A 16,820-nucleotide genomic window follows, 5' to 3' on the forward strand; every position below is an offset into this window, starting at 1 on the left:
CCGGTTGGCGGGGAATGTAAAGCAGAGGTTCTCGCCAAAGGCTTGAGGAACTTGAGAAAGCTCTAATAGTTTAAGAATTTGCGTGGATCTTGGAAAAACGACTCAGTGCGAATCTATGAGTGATTCACATTGGGTTGGGTGCGGCACACCTGTTATTGAACTGTCAAATCGGTAATTTGTCGATTTTTGCACAAAAACCGTCATGGCCAAATTCTTTTATTTGCGCGTCAAAAGCAGCGGTCTTTATTAGCAATGTTTTGCGGGGCTATGAAAATATTGCTGAAAAAACTGGGGGTTACGCAAGATCTGGTAATTTCGCGGTGGAGCGGGCCTAGCTCAAGTGAAATTTTGTTAATAGTCTCTTAATATTGGTTAATCTCTGTTAACTATAAAGATATTGACGCCTTCTTTGAATCGGAGAAGGATGCGCTGTGACGGATTATTTTCGCCCTGCACTTCAAAACCGTCATAAGAGGTAAGAGGCAATATGCTGCTCGCTGCTGAACATGATGAAACGTCTTCTGAGAAGATTGCACGCCATTCTGACTTGTTGTCCCGGCAACTGCAATCCCTAAGGGAGAAGATGTATCCGCCTGAGGCTCAAAAGAAGCTAAAGACGTTCTCTTCGCGCGAGGTCGCAGGCCTGCTCGGCGTTGCCGAATCCAGTTTGCGCCAGCTTTCGCTCAATGGTGAAGCAGTTATCCCCGAAAGGCTGGAGAACGGCAGACGCATTTATACCCTTCCTCAGATCAACGAATTACGCCGCTATCTGGCTGAAAAACGCCCTGCAGATGCGCTGCGTCTGGACCCGCGCCGCCGTCATGGCGATAAGATGCAGGTGCTGGCCGTGGCCAACTTCAAAGGCGGCTCTGCGAAGACCACCACAACCGTCCATTTGGCGCACTATCTGGGGCTTCAGGGCCTGCGCGTGCTGGCGATTGACCTTGATCCGCAGGCGTCCTTGTCTGCCATGTTCGGCTATCAGCCAGAGTTCGATGTTGACGAGAACCAGACGCTTTATGCCGCGATCCGTTATGACGACGATGAACGCGTTCCTCTCAGCCATGTTATCCGCAAAACTTACTTTGATGGACTCGATCTTGTCCCCGGTAACCTGGAACTGATGGAATATGAGCACGAAACCCCGCAGGCAATTGCTCAGGGGCTTTCGCGCGGCGATGGCATGTTCTTCCGCCGCATGGCGACCGTCCTTGAGGAGGTGGAAGATGATTATGATGTTGTGCTTATCGATGCCCCGCCGCAGCTGGGTTACCTCACCCTTGGGGCGCTTTATGCGGCGACCGGCATTGTCATTACCGTTCATCCGGCCATGCTGGACGTGTCATCCATGAACCAGTTCCTCTCCATGACCTCCGAGTTGCTGGCGGTGATTGAAGAGGCTGGCGGCAGTTTGAGCCACGATTTCGTGCGCTACCTGCTCACCCGCCATACGCCGCACGATGTGCCGCAGGTGAACGTTGCAGCGCTGCTACGAGGATTGTTTGGAGAAGATGTGCTGGCAGCCTCTATTGTCGAGACCACTGCTATTGCTAATGCAGGACTTGAGAAGAAGAGCCTTTACGAGGTTGAGCGCGGAAATATGACCCGCGATACCCTCAATCGTGCTCTGGAGTCCGTTGATGCGGCCAATGCGGAAATCTTCCAGTTGCTCAAACAGGTTTGGGGACGTCCATGAACAAGGCAAGTGATCGCTCAAAGAAAATGCGCGCTATGTTCGGTGGGGTCGATCCAGCAGAACTGGCAAAATCCACGGGCCCTACCCCGTCCATGACGGCAACCACAAAGCAGCGTGTGTCGTCAGGCGCGATCAAATCCATGCGCAACACCTTTTCCAACGTGGAGAAGGAAAACGAAAAGCTGCGCCAGTTGATCGAAGAAGGCAGCGTTGCCCATGAGCTGGACCCAGAGGATCTGGATCCCTCGTTTGTCTCTGACCGCATGGTTGTGGCCAATGACGAAGACTTTGAGAAGCTTAAGGCTTCCATTTCCGCAAGCGGTCAACAGGTGCCTATTCTGGTGCGCCCACATCCGGACGAGTCCGGCCGTTATCAGATCGCGTTTGGTCACCGTCGTTGGCGCGCTTGTAAAGATCTGGGTATTTCCGTTCGCGGCATCATCAAGGAGCTTTCCGATGAAGCGCTTCTGATTGCTCAAGGTCAGGAAAACCATGAGCGTAAGAACCTGTCGTTTATCGAGACCGCTCTGTTTGCCTCCCGTCTGGCAAAAACCTTCCCGCAAACGGTGATTTCCAAGGCAATCGGTAAGGACGCAACAACCGTGTCCAAGCTGCTGAAGCTGATGAACGCGCTGCCGGAAGAGTTTGTGCGCGAGATTGGTCCTGCGCCAAAGATCGGCCGCCCTCGCTGGGAGGAGTTGGCCAGTCATTTTGTCAATGGCGAGTTGCCTGCGCCTTTCAAGGCCCGGGTGGATGCTGTGATGATCAGTGCGGACTTTGAGCTTTCTGGCAGTGATGATCGCTTCAGTGCAATCTTTTCTGCCTGCAAGTCAGCCGAGGCGAATACGGCAACAACAAACGGTTCTGTTGCCACTGCTGCCAAAAGCTGGATCGGCAACAAACGGATCTTGATGAAGGATGGCCCGAACGCGCTCAGCTTTCAGGTGGATGCCAAAAAGCAGCCTGAGCTTGCCGCGTTTCTGAAACGCCGCCTGCCGGATCTGATGGACGAATTTGAACAAGACTTTCTGAAGGAGGATGCATGACGGTTTAGTTACGCCTCTTCCTAAGAAAAACGGCCCTGCTGACGGCAATCAGCAAGACCGAAATTCCTTGGGTACAAACAAACGATAGCGCTCGATGTAACCATATTTTGCATTCCTAAATTACTTCGAGACGCGGTACGAATCAACCCTTCCGTAAGGTGTTGAAGCGTCTTTCTGCATGCTAATCGCTGGTTTGGCCTGTTTATCCTCAGTTCGGGGAGGACCTTTTGCGTCCTGACCCATGAGAACACCTACTACACTTGGTAGGTGAACGGTGCAGCTATGCAATCTGTTGGTTCAGTGGCGTCCTTTAGGAAACTGACGCCGGCAATGGTTGCCAGTCAAAAGCTGGCAATGGCCAATGATATCGTAAAGACCACTAAATCAGAGGTGGCCATGGCTTTGAAAAAGGCCGCGCCTGCTTTGGGAATTGATGGGACCACCTATCACATTCTCGATATTCTGATTGGCCTGACGGCCGCTGAGGACTGGTCGCAGGACCGCCGTCCGCTGGTGGCAATCTCCAATGAAAAACTGGCTGAATATGTCAGCCGTTCGTCGCGCACCGTGGTTCGGTCGCTGCGCAGATTGGTTGAAGCTGGTGTTCTTGCCTACAAGGACAGCCCGACCGGTCGTCGCTATATCTACCGTGCGGGGGAAGATCGTCAGATTGAGCGTGGTTACGGGCTCGATTTTTCGCCTGCACGTCAGCGTTTGGGCGAGCTGAAGCAGATCGGCGCAGAATTTGCCGCCCGCCTCGCCCAGGAAAAAGAAGCCAAACGCACAGTCAGCCGACTTTCAAGAGCAATGACTGATCTGTTTCGTCTTGCCAGCATTGAAGATCTCGATACCTGCGAGATTGCCCGTGCTTTTGAGCAGCTGATGGAACAACCCATGGGTGTTGTTGAGCGTGCTGAGGCGTTGACCATGCTTCATGAGCTTTTGGTTGCACAGTTTGATAGCGAGCGAACACGGGCAGAGCGGGGATCTTCTGAAGGTGCTAAGCACTCTGATTTTTTTGATGAAAATACAGAAATGTCATGCGCACCGGACACAAATGTCACCCCTTATAATAATACAACCTCTCAAGACTCATGTTTAAAAAGTAAACCTAGGCGGAATGCGTCTACCGACGCATTCTTAAACACCAACAAATCCGGTTACACCGAATTTGAAATGGCTCCTGAAAAGGAACCAAAAAGCGAAATTCGTGCCACAGATCGAACGCTTGGCAAACCTGAACCGTTGAATTGGTCAGAACATGTTGATCCTCATGACAGCGATCAATTCTCCCCTCTCCTGTCAGAGGTTTCCCTTGGTTTGCTCAGTTCAGCAACTGCTGAAACTCAAAGTACACTTGGGTTGGACCTTTCCAGCTGGAACAGTTTGATTGAAACCTGCGATGACATGCGCTTGCTGATCGGCCTCTCTGAAAAAGGCTGGTTTGATGCGAAAAACAGGGTTGGCGACTATACGGCTTCGGCGGTTTTGATCACCACTGTTGAGAAAGCCCTGCGCGATCCGCAAAGCATTGCGCGTCCTGCTGGATACTTCCGTGCTTGTATCGATCGGGCCGTTGATGGCAAGCTGGCGTTGCATCGCACCCTGTTTGGTCTGGCCGCCTCAGGGTCCGCGGCGCCGGAAAACTAACGTAGGTTGGGGCTCATTTATGCCGAGCGACAGCAAAACAGAATTGGATGTGATCGCAATGTCTGAAGGGGCAGTCTCAATGGAAACACTGAAAATCTCCCTCTTTGAGGAGCTTGATAAGCTAGCATTGCGTGAATTTCTAGTCGCAGCCTGGACGGAAGCGCATGAGGCCGACTTTGGCGAAGAGCTGACTAAGCAATTGGTTGCCAGACTTGATTCAGATGATCTTGGGGGTGTTATTCCGGCCAGCGATGGGCAGCTTTACCTTGCGAAGATTGGAGAGAATATCATTGGATCTCTGGCCTGTGCTCTGCGCGGCGAAGTGGTCTACATCTGGGCGTGTTATTTGGCGAATGACTATCAAAGCAAGGGATTGGGACGGCGGGTCCTCAAGCATGCGCTCTTTGCCTATGCAACAGATCTGGTTGCTTGCGTTCACGTTCTGGAAGGCAGTCAGGATGCGCGGCAATTTTATAAGAAACTGGGCTTCATCGATTGTGAAGCCACTAAGTTCGAGGTGGTGTCCGGCAAATCCACCCCTGCCCGCATAATGCAAGCGCGTATTCGAAACCTGAAGCTGGACTGAGCATCTGCCAAACCGGCCCTACATATTTGCTTGTTCTGTCCTCGACCGAACACACCGCTTCCGCTTACCTTCACCTACAATCTTGGCACCCTTAAATTACCTATCCTTAATAAGTGCCCGAAAACCGTGTGTACGCTTGGGCACCTTGATATACAAAATATTTATAGCAGAACGGCCTTGTTCGTGCCCGGAATGTCGAGCAGAATTTGTGGTTTGTAGAGGAGGTATCTCATGGGAAATGAAAGCGAGTCTGAGGGCAAGACTGCTTTGGGTGTGCCAAAGCATTTGCGGCGTGAGGACTGGGCCACCGGAGATGGCTTTTGGCGGGGGCGGGTTGAAGGCAAAGACATCGGAACGCAAGTGACTGTCCTGTTTTTTTCCTCCGACCGCATTGGAGCTGGCCCGCCGCTTCATGTTCATAAGTACGATGAGGTCTTCATCGTCAGAACCGGCAGGGCTGAGTTCACCGTTGGGGACGATAAGTTCATTGCTGAAAAGGGCGCCGTTATTTTTGGCCCAGCCAACATTCCGCATAAATTTGAAAATGTAGGCCCCGGCCCCCTGGAAACGACGGATATTCACCTCAGTGATCACTTTGAACAAGTGGTGCTTGAATAAGCTGGTCCTGTTTGCGTCGTAGCGCAAGGTTACTTTTCGCAAGTCCTTGAAAAACTTAGGCGAAGCTTGCGGATTGAGGATATCGTTTGGGTATCATTCAGCTCTTCCAACCAATACACATTCCAATAGGAAACCATGCTTTTTGAATTGCCAGAGGATAAGGTGCTCTTTCAGGCGCTGATTTCAAGAGACCCGAGTTTTGATGGGCGTGCCTATGTGGGGGTGCGCTCGACCGGGGTGTTTTGCCGCCTCACCTGCCCTGCCCGCAAACCGAAGTATGAGAACTGCTGCTTCTTCGAGACAATTGCAGAATGTTTCGAAGCCGGATTTCGCCCGTGCAAACGTTGCCATCCGGTAGGCACATCCGCCGACAATGATGAGGTGGTGACCAAGCTGCTGTGCGAGTTTGAAGCAAAGCCTCACCATAAATGGTCCGAAGCAGATATCGTGCGGCTTGGGTTGGACCCCTCAACGGTTCGCAGAAGTTTCAAGCGCCAATTCGGGATTACGTTTCTGGAAATGGCGCGGCTCTCCCGGTTGCGAGATGGGTTTGAGACGTTGTCCGAGGGAGGCAAGGTAATTGATGCCCAGTTGGCCTCCGGTTTCTCCTCGCCAGATGCGTTTCGGCAGGCTTTCGCCAAACTGTTGGGCTGTAAACCTGCCGAACTGAAAGGTGATGGCCTTCTCAAGGCTGATTGGTTTGATACGCCACTCGGCGCAATGCTTGCCGTTGCTGATGAGCGTGCCTTGCACTTGCTTGAGTTTGCCGATCGCAAAGCATTGCCTGCAGAACTCTCACGGCTGCGCAAGCAGGTGAAGGGAGATCTGGGTCTTGGCCGCACGGCACCGATTGACCAGATTGAACGTGAACTTAGTGAATTCTTTGCTGGCACTCGTCTCGATTTTGATGTGCCGCTCGCGTTGCATGGCACCAGCTTTACCAAGGATGTCTGGCGCGAACTGCGGGCTATCCCAATCGGTGCCACCAAAAGTTACGGTGAATTGGCGAAGCAAATAGGAAAGCCGAGTGCGGCCCGCGCTGTTGCCCGTGCCAATGGTGCAAACCAGATTGCCATCGTCATTCCGTGCCACCGGGTTGTTGGTATGGATGGTAGCCTGACCGGTTATGGTGGCGGGCTGTGGCGAAAACAGAAATTGATTGATTTGGAATTGAAAATAGCAAGATCGAAAGGCCTATTTCATGTCTCAGGCTGAAAAAGCGAAGGAATTTGCGGCTCTCCATAAAAAGGGTGAGCCCGTTATTATTTATAATATTTGGGATGCTGGCACAGCGCAGGCCGTCGCCAAGGCAGGTGCCAGGGCAGTGGCAACAGGAAGCGCGAGCGTTGCGGCGGCGCATGGTTACAGCGATGGTGAGCAGATACCGCTTTCTCTGGTGGAAATCATCGCAAGCCGGATTGCAGCGAGTGTAGACCTCCCCTTCTCGCTGGATTTTGAAGGTGGATACGCGCAAAGCCCGGCTGATGTGAAGGTAAATGCTGCCCGGATCATCAAAACCGGTGCTGTTGGTGTCAATTTCGAGGACCAGAAAGTTCAGGGAACCGGCCTTTATAGCATTGACGAACAGTGCGCACGCATTTCAGCCTTCCGGGAAGCCTCGGATGGGGCAGGATTTCCGTTTTTCATTAACGCAAGAACCGATTTGTTCCTGCAAGAGCCTGATGCGGCCAAACATGGCGCACTGGTGGATGAAGCAATCTTGCGTGGACGGCGCTATGCGGCAGCTGGAGCGAGTGGGTTCTTCATTCCGGCGCTTACAGATCCTGCTCAGATTGCAAGAGTCTGCCAGCATGTTCCGCTGCCGGTGAATGCCTACATGATGAAAGGCATGCCAGAAATTGCAGAGCTGGGAAGACTGGGAGTTTCAAGAGTGAGCTTCGGTCCGCGGCCTTACCGTGAGGCGATGACGGACCTGAAGGAAAAAGCAAAGCGTGTTCTTTAACAGGTCGGGGGGCATGCAGCCCCCCTTCCCTTTTCCTCAAAGCCGTTTGGCTTAGTTGGTTGTTGAGGAATCGGTGTCCATGGAATCTGAAGCGTCAGAGTCTGTCGCACCGGAACCAGATCCCATCTTGTTTTGCATGCGGTCGCGCATCTGCTGTTGCATTTCGTTGAACGTAGTCATCTGTTCAGGGCTCAGAACCGCTGCCAGTGCCTGATCCCGTCGGTCTCTGGCTTCTTGGAGTGGCATGCGAATTGCGTCCAGCTGTTCTTGTGTTGGGGGAGTGCCGCGTTCAATTCCTGCATTGGTTAGGATCGCACGGCGGTCTTCCCTATGTTGCTCCAGTATTGGTTGAACCTGCGTCTTTTGCTCATCGGTCAATTGCAGGCGCTCGGAAATCATATCCATATGTGGAGGTGAGTCGCCTGGCGCTGCAAAAGCAACGAGTGGGGACGCAAAAAGAAGTGTTGCGGTGAGAGCTAGTGCCTTATACATGGGGGCTCCTATTTTTTCTTGTTATTGTCGAGCACCTGGATACTGAAGCGACGTTACGTCATCTGCAAACCAATAAATGTAAGAGAACGTCACCGTATCGCGCCGTGCGACAGCTCGTTACACTTTCATTAAGCTCTTAAAATTGCTAGGAGAAATCCGCGCGCAATTACTTTAGGTTTTCTTAAAGACTTGGCAGCTTGGAGTGGTAGTTGTTGCCGCAACAGGCAACAACCTTCTTTGCAAGGACCGCAGCACAGTTTCATGCAAAGATGGCAGTACTCCGACCAAGTTTGGGCGGGGCGGGCCGCAAAGACGGAATTCTGATTCCTGTTACCGAGGATGGAGGTGACTTGGCAGCTGCCAACATTTGCTGCCAAGTCGATTTGTCAGGTCGCTGGTTGGGCGAGTGAGCTGTGCAGGATCTCCGTGCCGCCGATCAGGAATTCACTCAGCGTTTCGCGGTGTTCTGGTGTGAGCTTCGCCCACTCGTCGTGCAGCCGGTCGAGACATCTTTTGTGGTACTTGAAGGTGTCTTGTGTGAAGGGACCCTCCGGAAGATCAACTGTAAAGGTGGCCTCATCTTTTTCAATGGCTCTGGAGTTTGCTGCCAGATACGGAAGATAGGTATCGCCCGCCACCTTCAAGAGATCTGCAATGACCGGAGTGACTTCAGAGCTCCATTTGCCGTCAAACCCGCTGGCATCATCGATATGATCCAGCCAGCGATGAACAAACGGAAACTCCTTCTGCATTAATGCGGAAGATGTTGGGTCGTCCTTAAGCTGGTAGAGCTGACCAAAGAGAGATACATCGGCCAGAGACGCCATATCACCGAACACAAAGTGCTGTTTGGACAGCACGGCCTTCTCCAGAACGCTCAGTATTCGCTTGGTTGAGGCTTCCAGAACTGGAGCATTCTCCGGTGTGCAGCCAACCTTTGGCATTCGGCCGATCTGACGAGCTGCAAATTGCTGGCCCATGGCTTTGATTGTGCCCTTGTCCAGCCCCAGACAGGCATCATAAAGCAGTCTGTTACCGATAGTCTCGCGGTCGTCTTCGTTATGCCAGCGGTAATGGAACATGGCCTTGACGAGCCACTCATCGGCCATGTCCTCGATGAGGTAGTTTGCGAACTTGAGCAGCGGGTCCTCGGGCAGAAGGGACCTCCCCTCCCCTCTGGTTTCAAGTTCCAGCAAGACCGGAGTGGAGTCATTCATCCATGTCTCGTCTGGAAACTTAACGACCGGGATCACCGGAACCTTCACGTGCTTAGTTGGGCTGTTCGGGCCCAGTGGTGCGCATAGTGTCCATGTGTGCGGAATACGTTTTGCGCGGAATGCAGCACGGACCTTCATTGAGTATGGCGAACCCAATGCGCCATGAATTTCGAAATTTTCCATAGTCCCCTCCCCTGTTGGCAGGTTCATTTTTTGTGATAGCGCCCTGCCATATGTTCTTTTCTACATGTCTTCCAGAATAGCTCCGTCACCTTGCCACTGGACCTCCTCTCCCCTCTCCATCTGAACCATCATATTCAGGATAGCAGCGGGATTTTCCATTGGCATGAAGTGTGTGTGATTTGGAACGTAAATGTCTCTTGCGTTGGGCAAGTTCTCTGCCAACAGCTCCCAGGTGGGCGATGGTGAGAAGTCATTCAAAGGCTCATCTGGTCTGCGCCGACGTGCGCGAACCACATTGGTTGGTGTCGTCACTGCCTCCAGAAGCGGATAGATGTGGTCGCCGTAGCAACTGCGGTAGACTGCAGCCTCTGCTATCGGTGGGCAGGCTAGCTGAAACCCCTCGCCCTGCTCTGAGGGAACCAAGCCATATTCGCAATAGTCCTGGAGGATTTCTGGACGCCAGGTGACATAGGGTTTGCGATCCTTGAAGCGCTCAAGCATTTCATCTGCATCGGTCCACTGGTTGCGGCGCCGGGCGACTGGATGCTCTTGGGATGCAATCTGCTTGAAGAATTGTAGGAGCGGTTTGGGAAATACCACCGGATCTAAGAGCAGAAGACCCTTAAACAGGTCTGGATACTTGGCAGCTGCCATGAGTGCCAGATGCCCACCGCAGGAATGGCCAACACCATAGATTTGCTTGAGCCCGAGCTGCTCAATCACAGCGTAAAGGTCTTCAGCAAGGTCTGGCCAGAGCTGGGGCAGCGATGCGTTTTCGCTTAGCCCGTGGCTGCGCATATCCCAGGCGATCACGTGGCGGTTTGGAAACCGCTTTATCATGTAGTCCCAGATGCGACCATGAAATCCGGTCGCGTGAAGCAGAAAGAATGTCGGCCCTTCGCCCGCCCATTCATGAAGGCAGATCTTATGATCTCCCGCGTCGACGTATGTTTGAATGGGGGTATCTGAGCGCATAAAATATCCTCTGATGTTCTACCAGAAGAAGTGTACCCATTACGTAAGGGAGAACAAGCTCTACCTAAGCAGAATACGAATTTTTATTGGTCACGACCCGACTTGGCAGCTGCCAAGTCGCTGTCGGACTGATTTCAAGTCACCGGAAACGCGCTGGTGATGGGGATCTCTATCTCGGGCATGATTGTTCTCACATCGATACTGATGGTCGCGCCGACCGCTTCGGTATTCTGTACCTCCATAGTCGTGACGGTCTCCCAATCGTAATCGTTATCATTGACCCCATCCAGATCGACCTGAACCAGATAATGACCCTCCTCAGATTGCAGGACGCGAATATATTGTGCTGAAAAGTGGAGATATTGGCCCCAATCATCAACGCAGTAGTCATCAAGCAGTTTGGAGAGATTGAGGATGTCGTGCTCGCCTCCGCCCGGTGTCTTCAATTGGAAATCTGTGATGTGATCGGCGGCTCCATCCAGCTGTTCAAAGAAGAAGATATCATTCCCTTCACCGCCGGTAAGTTCATCCGCTCCTGCTCCGGCCGTTAGCTCGTCATCTCCTTCAAACCCGTTGATCACGTCGTTGTCCTCTGTGCTCTTGAGAATGTCATCACCAGGGGTTCCATTCACCGGATTCTTGCGCGGGCTCTGATCGTCAGTCAGGATTGGGGTTACATGAATTGTTGTTGTAGAAGGACTAGAATCCCCGTCAACCGTATGCAGGATTACAGTGAGGTTGCGATCCTCCAGGCTCTCTGAAGTGCTCGAAAAGCCAACGGAATTAAGAAGCGCCTGATAAGTCTCTGCGCTCGCAGCGCCAGAAAATGTTAGTGTCAGAACGCCATTCCCATCTTCATCAAGGCTGTTGGTAACACCCGAAGCTGGATCAAAGACCAGTTCATCGCCATCCTTTGCGTTGCTCAGCGTGAGCGTCATTCCGGTGACTTCACTCTGAGCCCCATCAATTTCTGCGGACTTGGCAACTGCCAAGGTTTCTCCGCCAAGCTGATACGAGCTTTCGAAGTTCTGCTGTTGCAACACCTCCGATTGCTCAATCGCCATCAAAAGATCCGCGATTCGTAAAACATCCGAGCCAGTGAGCTCCGCTGGGGCGACCACCCGAAGCGTTGTTGCTGGTGAAATGTAGGGGCTGAGATCAAGGCTTATGGACTTCGACTGAGTGAGATCTTCCATGCTGGTGATCTCAGAGATCCGGTGGATCGACCCATCAGGTATCTCAACCTCGATGTAAAACAGTTTTCCAGGATCAACCTGCGCGAATTCTGCAGAGAGCGTGAGCGTTACCTCCGCGGATTGCGCGCCAGAAAGGTCGAAGGTTTTGGAAATGCTGACGGGCTCATCGTCTCCACCGTCGGAATTCTCAGCGCGATTAGACAGGACGAGTTCGCCGGAGGCTGTGTCGATGAAGATATCGGAGGACGTATCATCACGTGCCCACGCGAGACCGTCGTCGCCGACTTCCGCCCAAGCGTTGGACTGGATAATGTCTGTGGGACGGACGGCGTAAGTGGCGTCTGTAAAGTCCCAGCTGACTTGGTAGCTGCCAGCTTCGCGTGTGTGCAGGTAAAGCGTGGGTGGGGGCACTTCGCCCGCAGTGACCTCAATGCGGTAGTGGTGCTCAGCTTCCGCCCCAGCAGGATCTTGCACAACCACGGTGATTTCGTAGAAGTTGTCTCCGTTGGCATCCGTGGGGGTGTTGAAGGAGATCACATCCTTCCAGCTTACGTCGCCGGTTTGTTCATCTATGTTGAAACGGGCCTTGTCAGGCCCTTGGAGAAAAAAACGCAAACTGTCTCCGTCTGCATCCGCGGCACTGGCTTGGAATACCTCGCTCGGGCCCGTGTCTTCCACTGTAAGGTGAGTGGGCGTGCCCTGAGTAACGCCGGTAAAGATTGGGATGTCATTGTCTGGCGCAAGCTCAATGGAAACAGTCACAGTTTCACTGCGTTCGCCATCGGCGTCCTTGATGTAATAGCTGAAGCTGTCGGTTCCGTTTGCGTGTTGGTGGCCGAGATAGTTAAACGACCCGTCTGGATTCTGCGTGAGGGTGCCCTTGGCAGGTACCAAGACGAGGTGGATCGTAAAGCCTCCGCTATCGATCATGTCATTGGCCAGCAGATCCAGAACAAGAGGTTTGTCCTCGGTGCCGGAAAACTGATCAGGCGTTGCGACAGACCTGCCATCTCCAAGTGTGAAGGAGAAGTTAAACGGAATAGTATCGCCGTCTCCATCAGATGCCAGTGCAGAGAAGGAAAGGGGAGCTTCGCGTCCTGCCCCATGATCAATGGGGGTAAAAAATTCGACGTGGTACTGCCCGTTCCCGCTTCTGTCCAATGTTACCGTGAAGACCAGTGTTCCATCCTGTGTCTTGGCAGCAAGTTGGTTTCCAGTGCCATCAAGGGAATAGAAGACCCGTGCGCCATTCACGGAGAAGGGGGCCGGAAGTCCGCTCATGTTGGAAGCAAAAGTGAGCGAAGTCCCAACCCCCGTGTCTGCGCCCCATTGAATGTTCAAGGCACCGGATTGCGCGTATGATGGCTCCCCGTTCAAGCGCGCTGCAAATAGATCGTTTTCAGATAGTGTAATGGCTTCAGGCGCTGAGCCAAGCACAGGCACGGTGTCGGCTATTGTGACCTGAAGCTGGCCCTTGGCGCTATCCCCATCCGTATCTGTCACTCTATAGTGCAGTTGGAACTGGTCGTGTCCGCCCGCATGGTTCAAAGCGCTGTGCTGAGTAATGGAATAGGCGCCACTGCTCGAATTGAGCGTCGCACCAAAAATCGCCGTCGTCCCCTGAAAAAGCGTCAGAGTGGCGCCGTCAAGGCTCCAACTAAAGCCGGAGGGGAGGGGGGATTGAGCCCACGATATGCTCCCTTCATCTACACCAGTTGAGACAGGGAGTACACCGGTCAATGACTGACTGTCCTCAGCTTGCTCCGGATCAGATCCGTTTGGAGCGAGTATCTCGTCATCAAGCGCCAGATCGATTTCCCTTTTAATCACAGGCACATCGTCTTTGATCGACACGTTGATATTGCCGTTTGCGGTATCACCATCTCCATCGGTAATCCGGTACGGCAGCTTGATGGTCTGCAAGTCCATCCCGTTTTGGTGCTGCAGGGGATTGTGCTGCGTGACGGTGTACGTGCCGCTGTTCCCAGTCAGTTGTGCAGTGAGGATGAGGGTCCGACCTTGCAGGATGCTAAGCAGGGCTCCCTCGACCATATAGGTGAGGCCGTCGACGGGATCTGGAAGCTGCCAAGTAATGTGCGCGCCATCTGCTCCGGTTGTGTGCGCAATATTGCCTGAGGACGAGGGCTGTCCGGCATCAATACCCAGTTGGCTCTCATCAAACTCGATTGGGTCGAGTGGAAAGGCACGGGGGACACCGTCCTTGATGGCGACCTCGATATGACCTGCTGCAGTGTCACCATCGCCATCTGTAATCCGGTAAGGCAGCTTGAGTGTCTGCAGGTCGATGCCGTTTTTGTGCTGCAGGGCGTTGTGCTGTGTCACGGTGTAGGCGCCGCTGTTATCGGTAAACTGCGCTGTGAGGATGAGAGTACCGCTTTGCAGAATGCTGAGCCGGGGACCGTCGACCATGTAGGTCAGGCCCTCGACCGGGTCAGGGAGTTGCCACGAGATGTGCCCACCGTCTGCGCCAGTAGTGTGAGGAATATTGCCTGAGCAGGAGGGGTGCCCGGCATCGGTCCCCAGGTGACTTTCATCAAACTCGATCGGATCGTGGGGCAAGGCGCGTGGCACGTCGTCTTTGATGGCGACCTCGATTTGCCCTTCCGCGCTGTCACCGTCCCCATCGGTGATCTGGTAAGGCAGCTTGAGTGTCTGCAGATCTACGCCGCTTTCGTGCTGCAACGCGTTGTGCTGGGTGACGGTGTAGGCGCCGGTGCTCCCTGTCAGTTGCGCAGTGAGGATGAGGCTCCCGCCCTGCAGTACGCTGAGCAATTGGCCCTCGACCATATAGGTGAGGCCCTCGACGGGCTCAGGGAGCTGCCACGTGACCTGTCCGCCATCGGCGCCTGTGGTGTAAGGCAGCGTGCCTGAGGAGGAGGGCGGTCCGGCCTCCGTTCCAAGATGACTTTCATCAAACTCGATCGGGTCTATTGGCAAGGCGCGTGGCACATCATCTTTGATGGCGACTTCGATATGACCTGCTGCAGTGTCGCCATCGCCGTCGGTAATTTGGTAAGGCAGCTTGAGTGTGTGCAGATCCATCCCGCTTTGGTGCTGCAGGGCGTTGTGCTGTTGGATGGTGTAGCCACCGTTGTTATCGGTAAGCTGCGCCGTGAGGATGAGGGTGCCGCCTTGCAGAATGCTGAGTTGCTGGCCGTCGATCATGTAGGTCAGGCCCTCGACGGGCTCAGGAAGCTGCCATGTGATCTGTGCGCCATCGGCCCCAGCGCTGTGAGGCAGCGTGGCTGAGGAGGAGGGCAGGCTGGGCTCGGTACCCAACTGGCTTTCATCGAACTCGATTGGGTCTACAGGAAAGGCGCGGGGCGCGTCGTCCTTGATGGCGACCTCGATATGGCCTGCTGCAGTGTCACCATCCCCATCCGTGATCCGATAGGGCAGCTTGAGTGTCTGCAGATCTAGCCCGTTTTGGTGCTTCAGCGCGTTGTGCTGAGTGACGGTGTATTCGCCGCCGCTGCCTGTCAGTTGCGCAGTGAGAATGAGGGTACCGCCTTGCAAGATGCTGAGCAGCGGGCCGTCGACCATATAGCTCAGACCCTCGATAGGATCAGGAAGCTGCCACGTGATCTGTGCGCCATCCGCGCCTGTGTCGTGAGGCAGGGTGCCGGAGGCAGAGGGTTGAGCGGCATTGGTCCCGAACACGCTTTCGTCGAACTCGATCTGATCAAGGGGAAACGCTTTGGGTGCGTCATCCATTGAAGTGACGATTAGTTTTGCATCTACCTGCTGGCCGTGGCTGTTGGTGGCTGTAAAGCTTAGGTTAAAAATCGCTTCACCGCCGGATGTATGGCTGATTGGGTTGTGCTGGGTGGCGCTGTAACGGCCTGATGCAGAATCCAGCGTCACGGTCAGGACAACCTGTCCTGCCTGCAAGATAACGAATGTCTGCCCTTCCCGAACGAAGTTGAAGCCCGCCATGGGCGAAGGGTCGTTCCACGTAAGAGTGACTGGACCCTGACCTGCGCTGACCGGCAAGGTTCCGGTTGTTGTGGTGCCTGATGAGTCCGCCTCGCTTCCTTCGGGAAGAGCTGCCTCTGAATGTGTTGTGGACAGGTTCCATTCCAGCGGCATCAGGTCATCATGGATGCGCAGATCCAGATAGGAAACCAGCGTGTCCGTATCTGCATCTTTTGCAACGAAACGGAAGCTCAGCAGAAGTTCTGAAGTGTCTGTTTCATGATCAAGCGGGGCGAATTGCTGATAGCTGTAGGCACCGTTAAGCTGGGTTGGGTCAAGCGTAACCTTGAGGATGAGCTTTCCGTCTTGTGTGAACCCTTTCAATACGTGTTGGCCTTGCGGTCCAAATTCGGATTGAAAAAGAACCCGCGCACCGCCTGAGGTAATATCGAGCGGATCACCTGAGCGGCCGAGTGGGCGTCCGGCTGCATCAAGTGTAAAAAGCAGTGCGCGGGAGTTAGTTCCATCCACACCGAAATCAATGGCGAGTGTGCCGCTGAGCGAGATGCTGGTGGATGTGCGGAGGTCGGCCTCCTCAATGACAGGCACGGGAACATCCTCGGCCTGAGTAACGATAGTATTTGGTTTGACGTAAAGGTCTGATGGGGTCAGCTCCGGAAACCTAATGCTCTCCGGTTGCGGTGTGAGTGCAGGCGGAACGAGCGTGCTGTAATCGCTCTCCTGTTTGCTCTCAAAAAGCTGCTTGGGCTGAATGCGGGTGTTCAGATTATCAAGAGCAGGCTCTCTTTGTGCGTTGTGAACATTTGTTTGTGCTGGTTTTGGCGGAGTAAACGCCTCTGCGTTCCTAGCATCGTCCTCCGTTTCGTTCTGGGCAGGGGAGGGGAGGGGATCCTGAAAGCTGCCAAGTCGCGGGGCGATTTCAACCGGTACTGCATCAAGAAATTTGCCTTGCGTGGCCATGGGGCCGGACGGCATGAGGATGAAGAATTCGTTGGCAGGTCCGCCAAAGAAACCTTCTATGACGATGATCTGCCCGTCGCTCTGGAGGATATGCAGCTCATCTCCATCGCGAATGAGGCGTGCTTGCCCGACGATCTTGGAAAGATCAACGAGCTGGCCTTCCTGCCGGATGAAAAGGATAGGGGTTTTCGATGGGGCCGGCGGTTCGTGAAGCAAGATCGGCGGCAGCGCGTTTTGCGAAGACGCATGTGCGGGCACTGAACGGGTCGTGGTCATAACTG

General features: G+C 53.8%; 11 protein-coding genes. 7 read left to right on the forward strand and 4 right to left on the reverse strand.

The window, feature by feature from the left end:
- Window positions 1–487 precede the first annotated feature (487 nt).
- The 7 genes from repA (at window position 488) to IE076_RS17875 (ending at window position 7,559) form a co-directional block, all read left to right on the forward strand.
- Window positions 488–1,696, forward strand: coding sequence for a plasmid partitioning protein RepA (repA, locus tag IE076_RS17845; RefSeq protein WP_189438146.1), 1,209 nt, complete (start codon window positions 488–490; stop codon window positions 1,694–1,696).
- Complete coding sequence (gene repB, locus IE076_RS17850; protein WP_189438147.1) at window positions 1,693–2,742, forward strand: plasmid partitioning protein RepB; 1,050 nt, start codon at window positions 1,693–1,695, stop codon at window positions 2,740–2,742. The genes repA and repB overlap by 4 nt, the downstream gene beginning before the upstream one ends.
- Before the next feature lie 282 nt (window positions 2,743–3,024).
- Window positions 3,025–4,392: a plasmid replication protein RepC gene (gene repC, locus IE076_RS17855; protein WP_189438148.1), complete on the forward strand. Its 1,368-nt coding sequence runs from the start codon at window positions 3,025–3,027 to the stop codon at window positions 4,390–4,392.
- A gap of 19 nt (window positions 4,393–4,411) precedes the next feature.
- The gene (locus IE076_RS17860) at window positions 4,412–4,978 is read left to right on the forward strand and encodes a GNAT family N-acetyltransferase (protein ID WP_209009223.1); all 567 of its coding nucleotides are present in this window, start codon (window positions 4,412–4,414) and stop codon (window positions 4,976–4,978) included.
- A gap of 231 nt (window positions 4,979–5,209) precedes the next feature.
- Window positions 5,210–5,596 carry a cupin domain-containing protein gene (locus IE076_RS17865; protein WP_189438149.1) on the forward strand — a complete coding sequence of 129 codons (387 nt, stop codon included), beginning with the start codon at window positions 5,210–5,212 and terminating at the stop codon, window positions 5,594–5,596.
- Window positions 5,597–5,731: 135 nt separating this feature from the next.
- Complete coding sequence (locus IE076_RS17870) at window positions 5,732–6,811, forward strand: bifunctional transcriptional activator/DNA repair enzyme AdaA (RefSeq protein WP_189438150.1); 1,080 nt, start codon at window positions 5,732–5,734, stop codon at window positions 6,809–6,811.
- Window positions 6,798–7,559: an isocitrate lyase/PEP mutase family protein gene (locus tag IE076_RS17875; protein WP_189438151.1), complete on the forward strand. Its 762-nt coding sequence runs from the start codon at window positions 6,798–6,800 to the stop codon at window positions 7,557–7,559. Before IE076_RS17870 ends, IE076_RS17875 begins: the two co-directional genes overlap by 14 nt.
- 51 nt (window positions 7,560–7,610) lie before the next feature.
- Here IE076_RS17875 and IE076_RS17880 read toward each other — a convergent pair whose 3' ends face one another.
- The 4 genes from IE076_RS17880 to IE076_RS17895 all read right to left on the reverse strand — a co-directional run bounded on the left by IE076_RS17880 (window position 7,611) and on the right by IE076_RS17895 (window position 16,815).
- Complete coding sequence (locus IE076_RS17880) at window positions 7,611–8,051, reverse strand: Spy/CpxP family protein refolding chaperone (RefSeq protein ID WP_189438152.1); 441 nt, start codon at window positions 8,049–8,051, stop codon at window positions 7,611–7,613.
- A gap of 386 nt (window positions 8,052–8,437) precedes the next feature.
- Window positions 8,438–9,451: a glutathione S-transferase N-terminal domain-containing protein gene (locus IE076_RS17885; protein WP_189438153.1), complete on the reverse strand. Its 1,014-nt coding sequence runs from the start codon at window positions 9,449–9,451 to the stop codon at window positions 8,438–8,440.
- 60 nt (window positions 9,452–9,511) lie between these two features.
- A complete protein-coding gene (locus tag IE076_RS17890) occupies window positions 9,512–10,426 on the reverse strand; it encodes an alpha/beta fold hydrolase (protein WP_189438154.1) in 915 nt (304 codons plus the stop codon).
- A gap of 134 nt (window positions 10,427–10,560) precedes the next feature.
- Window positions 10,561–16,815, reverse strand: a complete 6,255-nt coding sequence (locus tag IE076_RS17895) for an Ig-like domain-containing protein (protein ID WP_189438155.1) — start codon at window positions 16,813–16,815, stop codon at window positions 10,561–10,563.
- Window positions 16,816–16,820 lie beyond the last annotated feature (5 nt).

Source organism: Pseudovibrio japonicus, assembly GCF_014651595.1.
GTDB classification, from domain to species: domain Bacteria; phylum Pseudomonadota; class Alphaproteobacteria; order Rhizobiales; family Stappiaceae; genus Pseudovibrio; species Pseudovibrio japonicus.

What these genes read in the sequence shown, in the direction of transcription:
- IE076_RS17870 (WP_189438150.1), top strand. Translation starts at nt 5,732, where the DNA reads ATGCTTTTTGAATTGCCAGAGGATAAGGTGCTCTTTCAGGCGCTGATT.
- repC (WP_189438148.1), top strand. Translation starts at nt 3,025, where the DNA reads ATGCAATCTGTTGGTTCAGTGGCGTCCTTTAGGAAACTGACGCCGGCA.
- repA (WP_189438146.1), top strand. Translation starts at nt 488, where the DNA reads ATGCTGCTCGCTGCTGAACATGATGAAACGTCTTCTGAGAAGATTGCA.
- IE076_RS17865 (WP_189438149.1), top strand. Translation starts at nt 5,210, where the DNA reads ATGGGAAATGAAAGCGAGTCTGAGGGCAAGACTGCTTTGGGTGTGCCA.
- IE076_RS17880 (WP_189438152.1), bottom strand. Translation starts at nt 8,051, where the DNA reads ATGTATAAGGCACTAGCTCTCACCGCAACACTTCTTTTTGCGTCCCCA.
- repB (WP_189438147.1), top strand. Translation starts at nt 1,693, where the DNA reads ATGAACAAGGCAAGTGATCGCTCAAAGAAAATGCGCGCTATGTTCGGT.
- IE076_RS17895 (WP_189438155.1), bottom strand. Translation starts at nt 16,815, where the DNA reads ATGACCACGACCCGTTCAGTGCCCGCACATGCGTCTTCGCAAAACGCG.
- IE076_RS17885 (WP_189438153.1), bottom strand. Translation starts at nt 9,451, where the DNA reads ATGGAAAATTTCGAAATTCATGGCGCATTGGGTTCGCCATACTCAATG.
- IE076_RS17890 (WP_189438154.1), bottom strand. Translation starts at nt 10,426, where the DNA reads ATGCGCTCAGATACCCCCATTCAAACATACGTCGACGCGGGAGATCAT.
- IE076_RS17860 (WP_209009223.1), top strand. Translation starts at nt 4,412, where the DNA reads ATGCCGAGCGACAGCAAAACAGAATTGGATGTGATCGCAATGTCTGAA.
- IE076_RS17875 (WP_189438151.1), top strand. Translation starts at nt 6,798, where the DNA reads ATGTCTCAGGCTGAAAAAGCGAAGGAATTTGCGGCTCTCCATAAAAAG.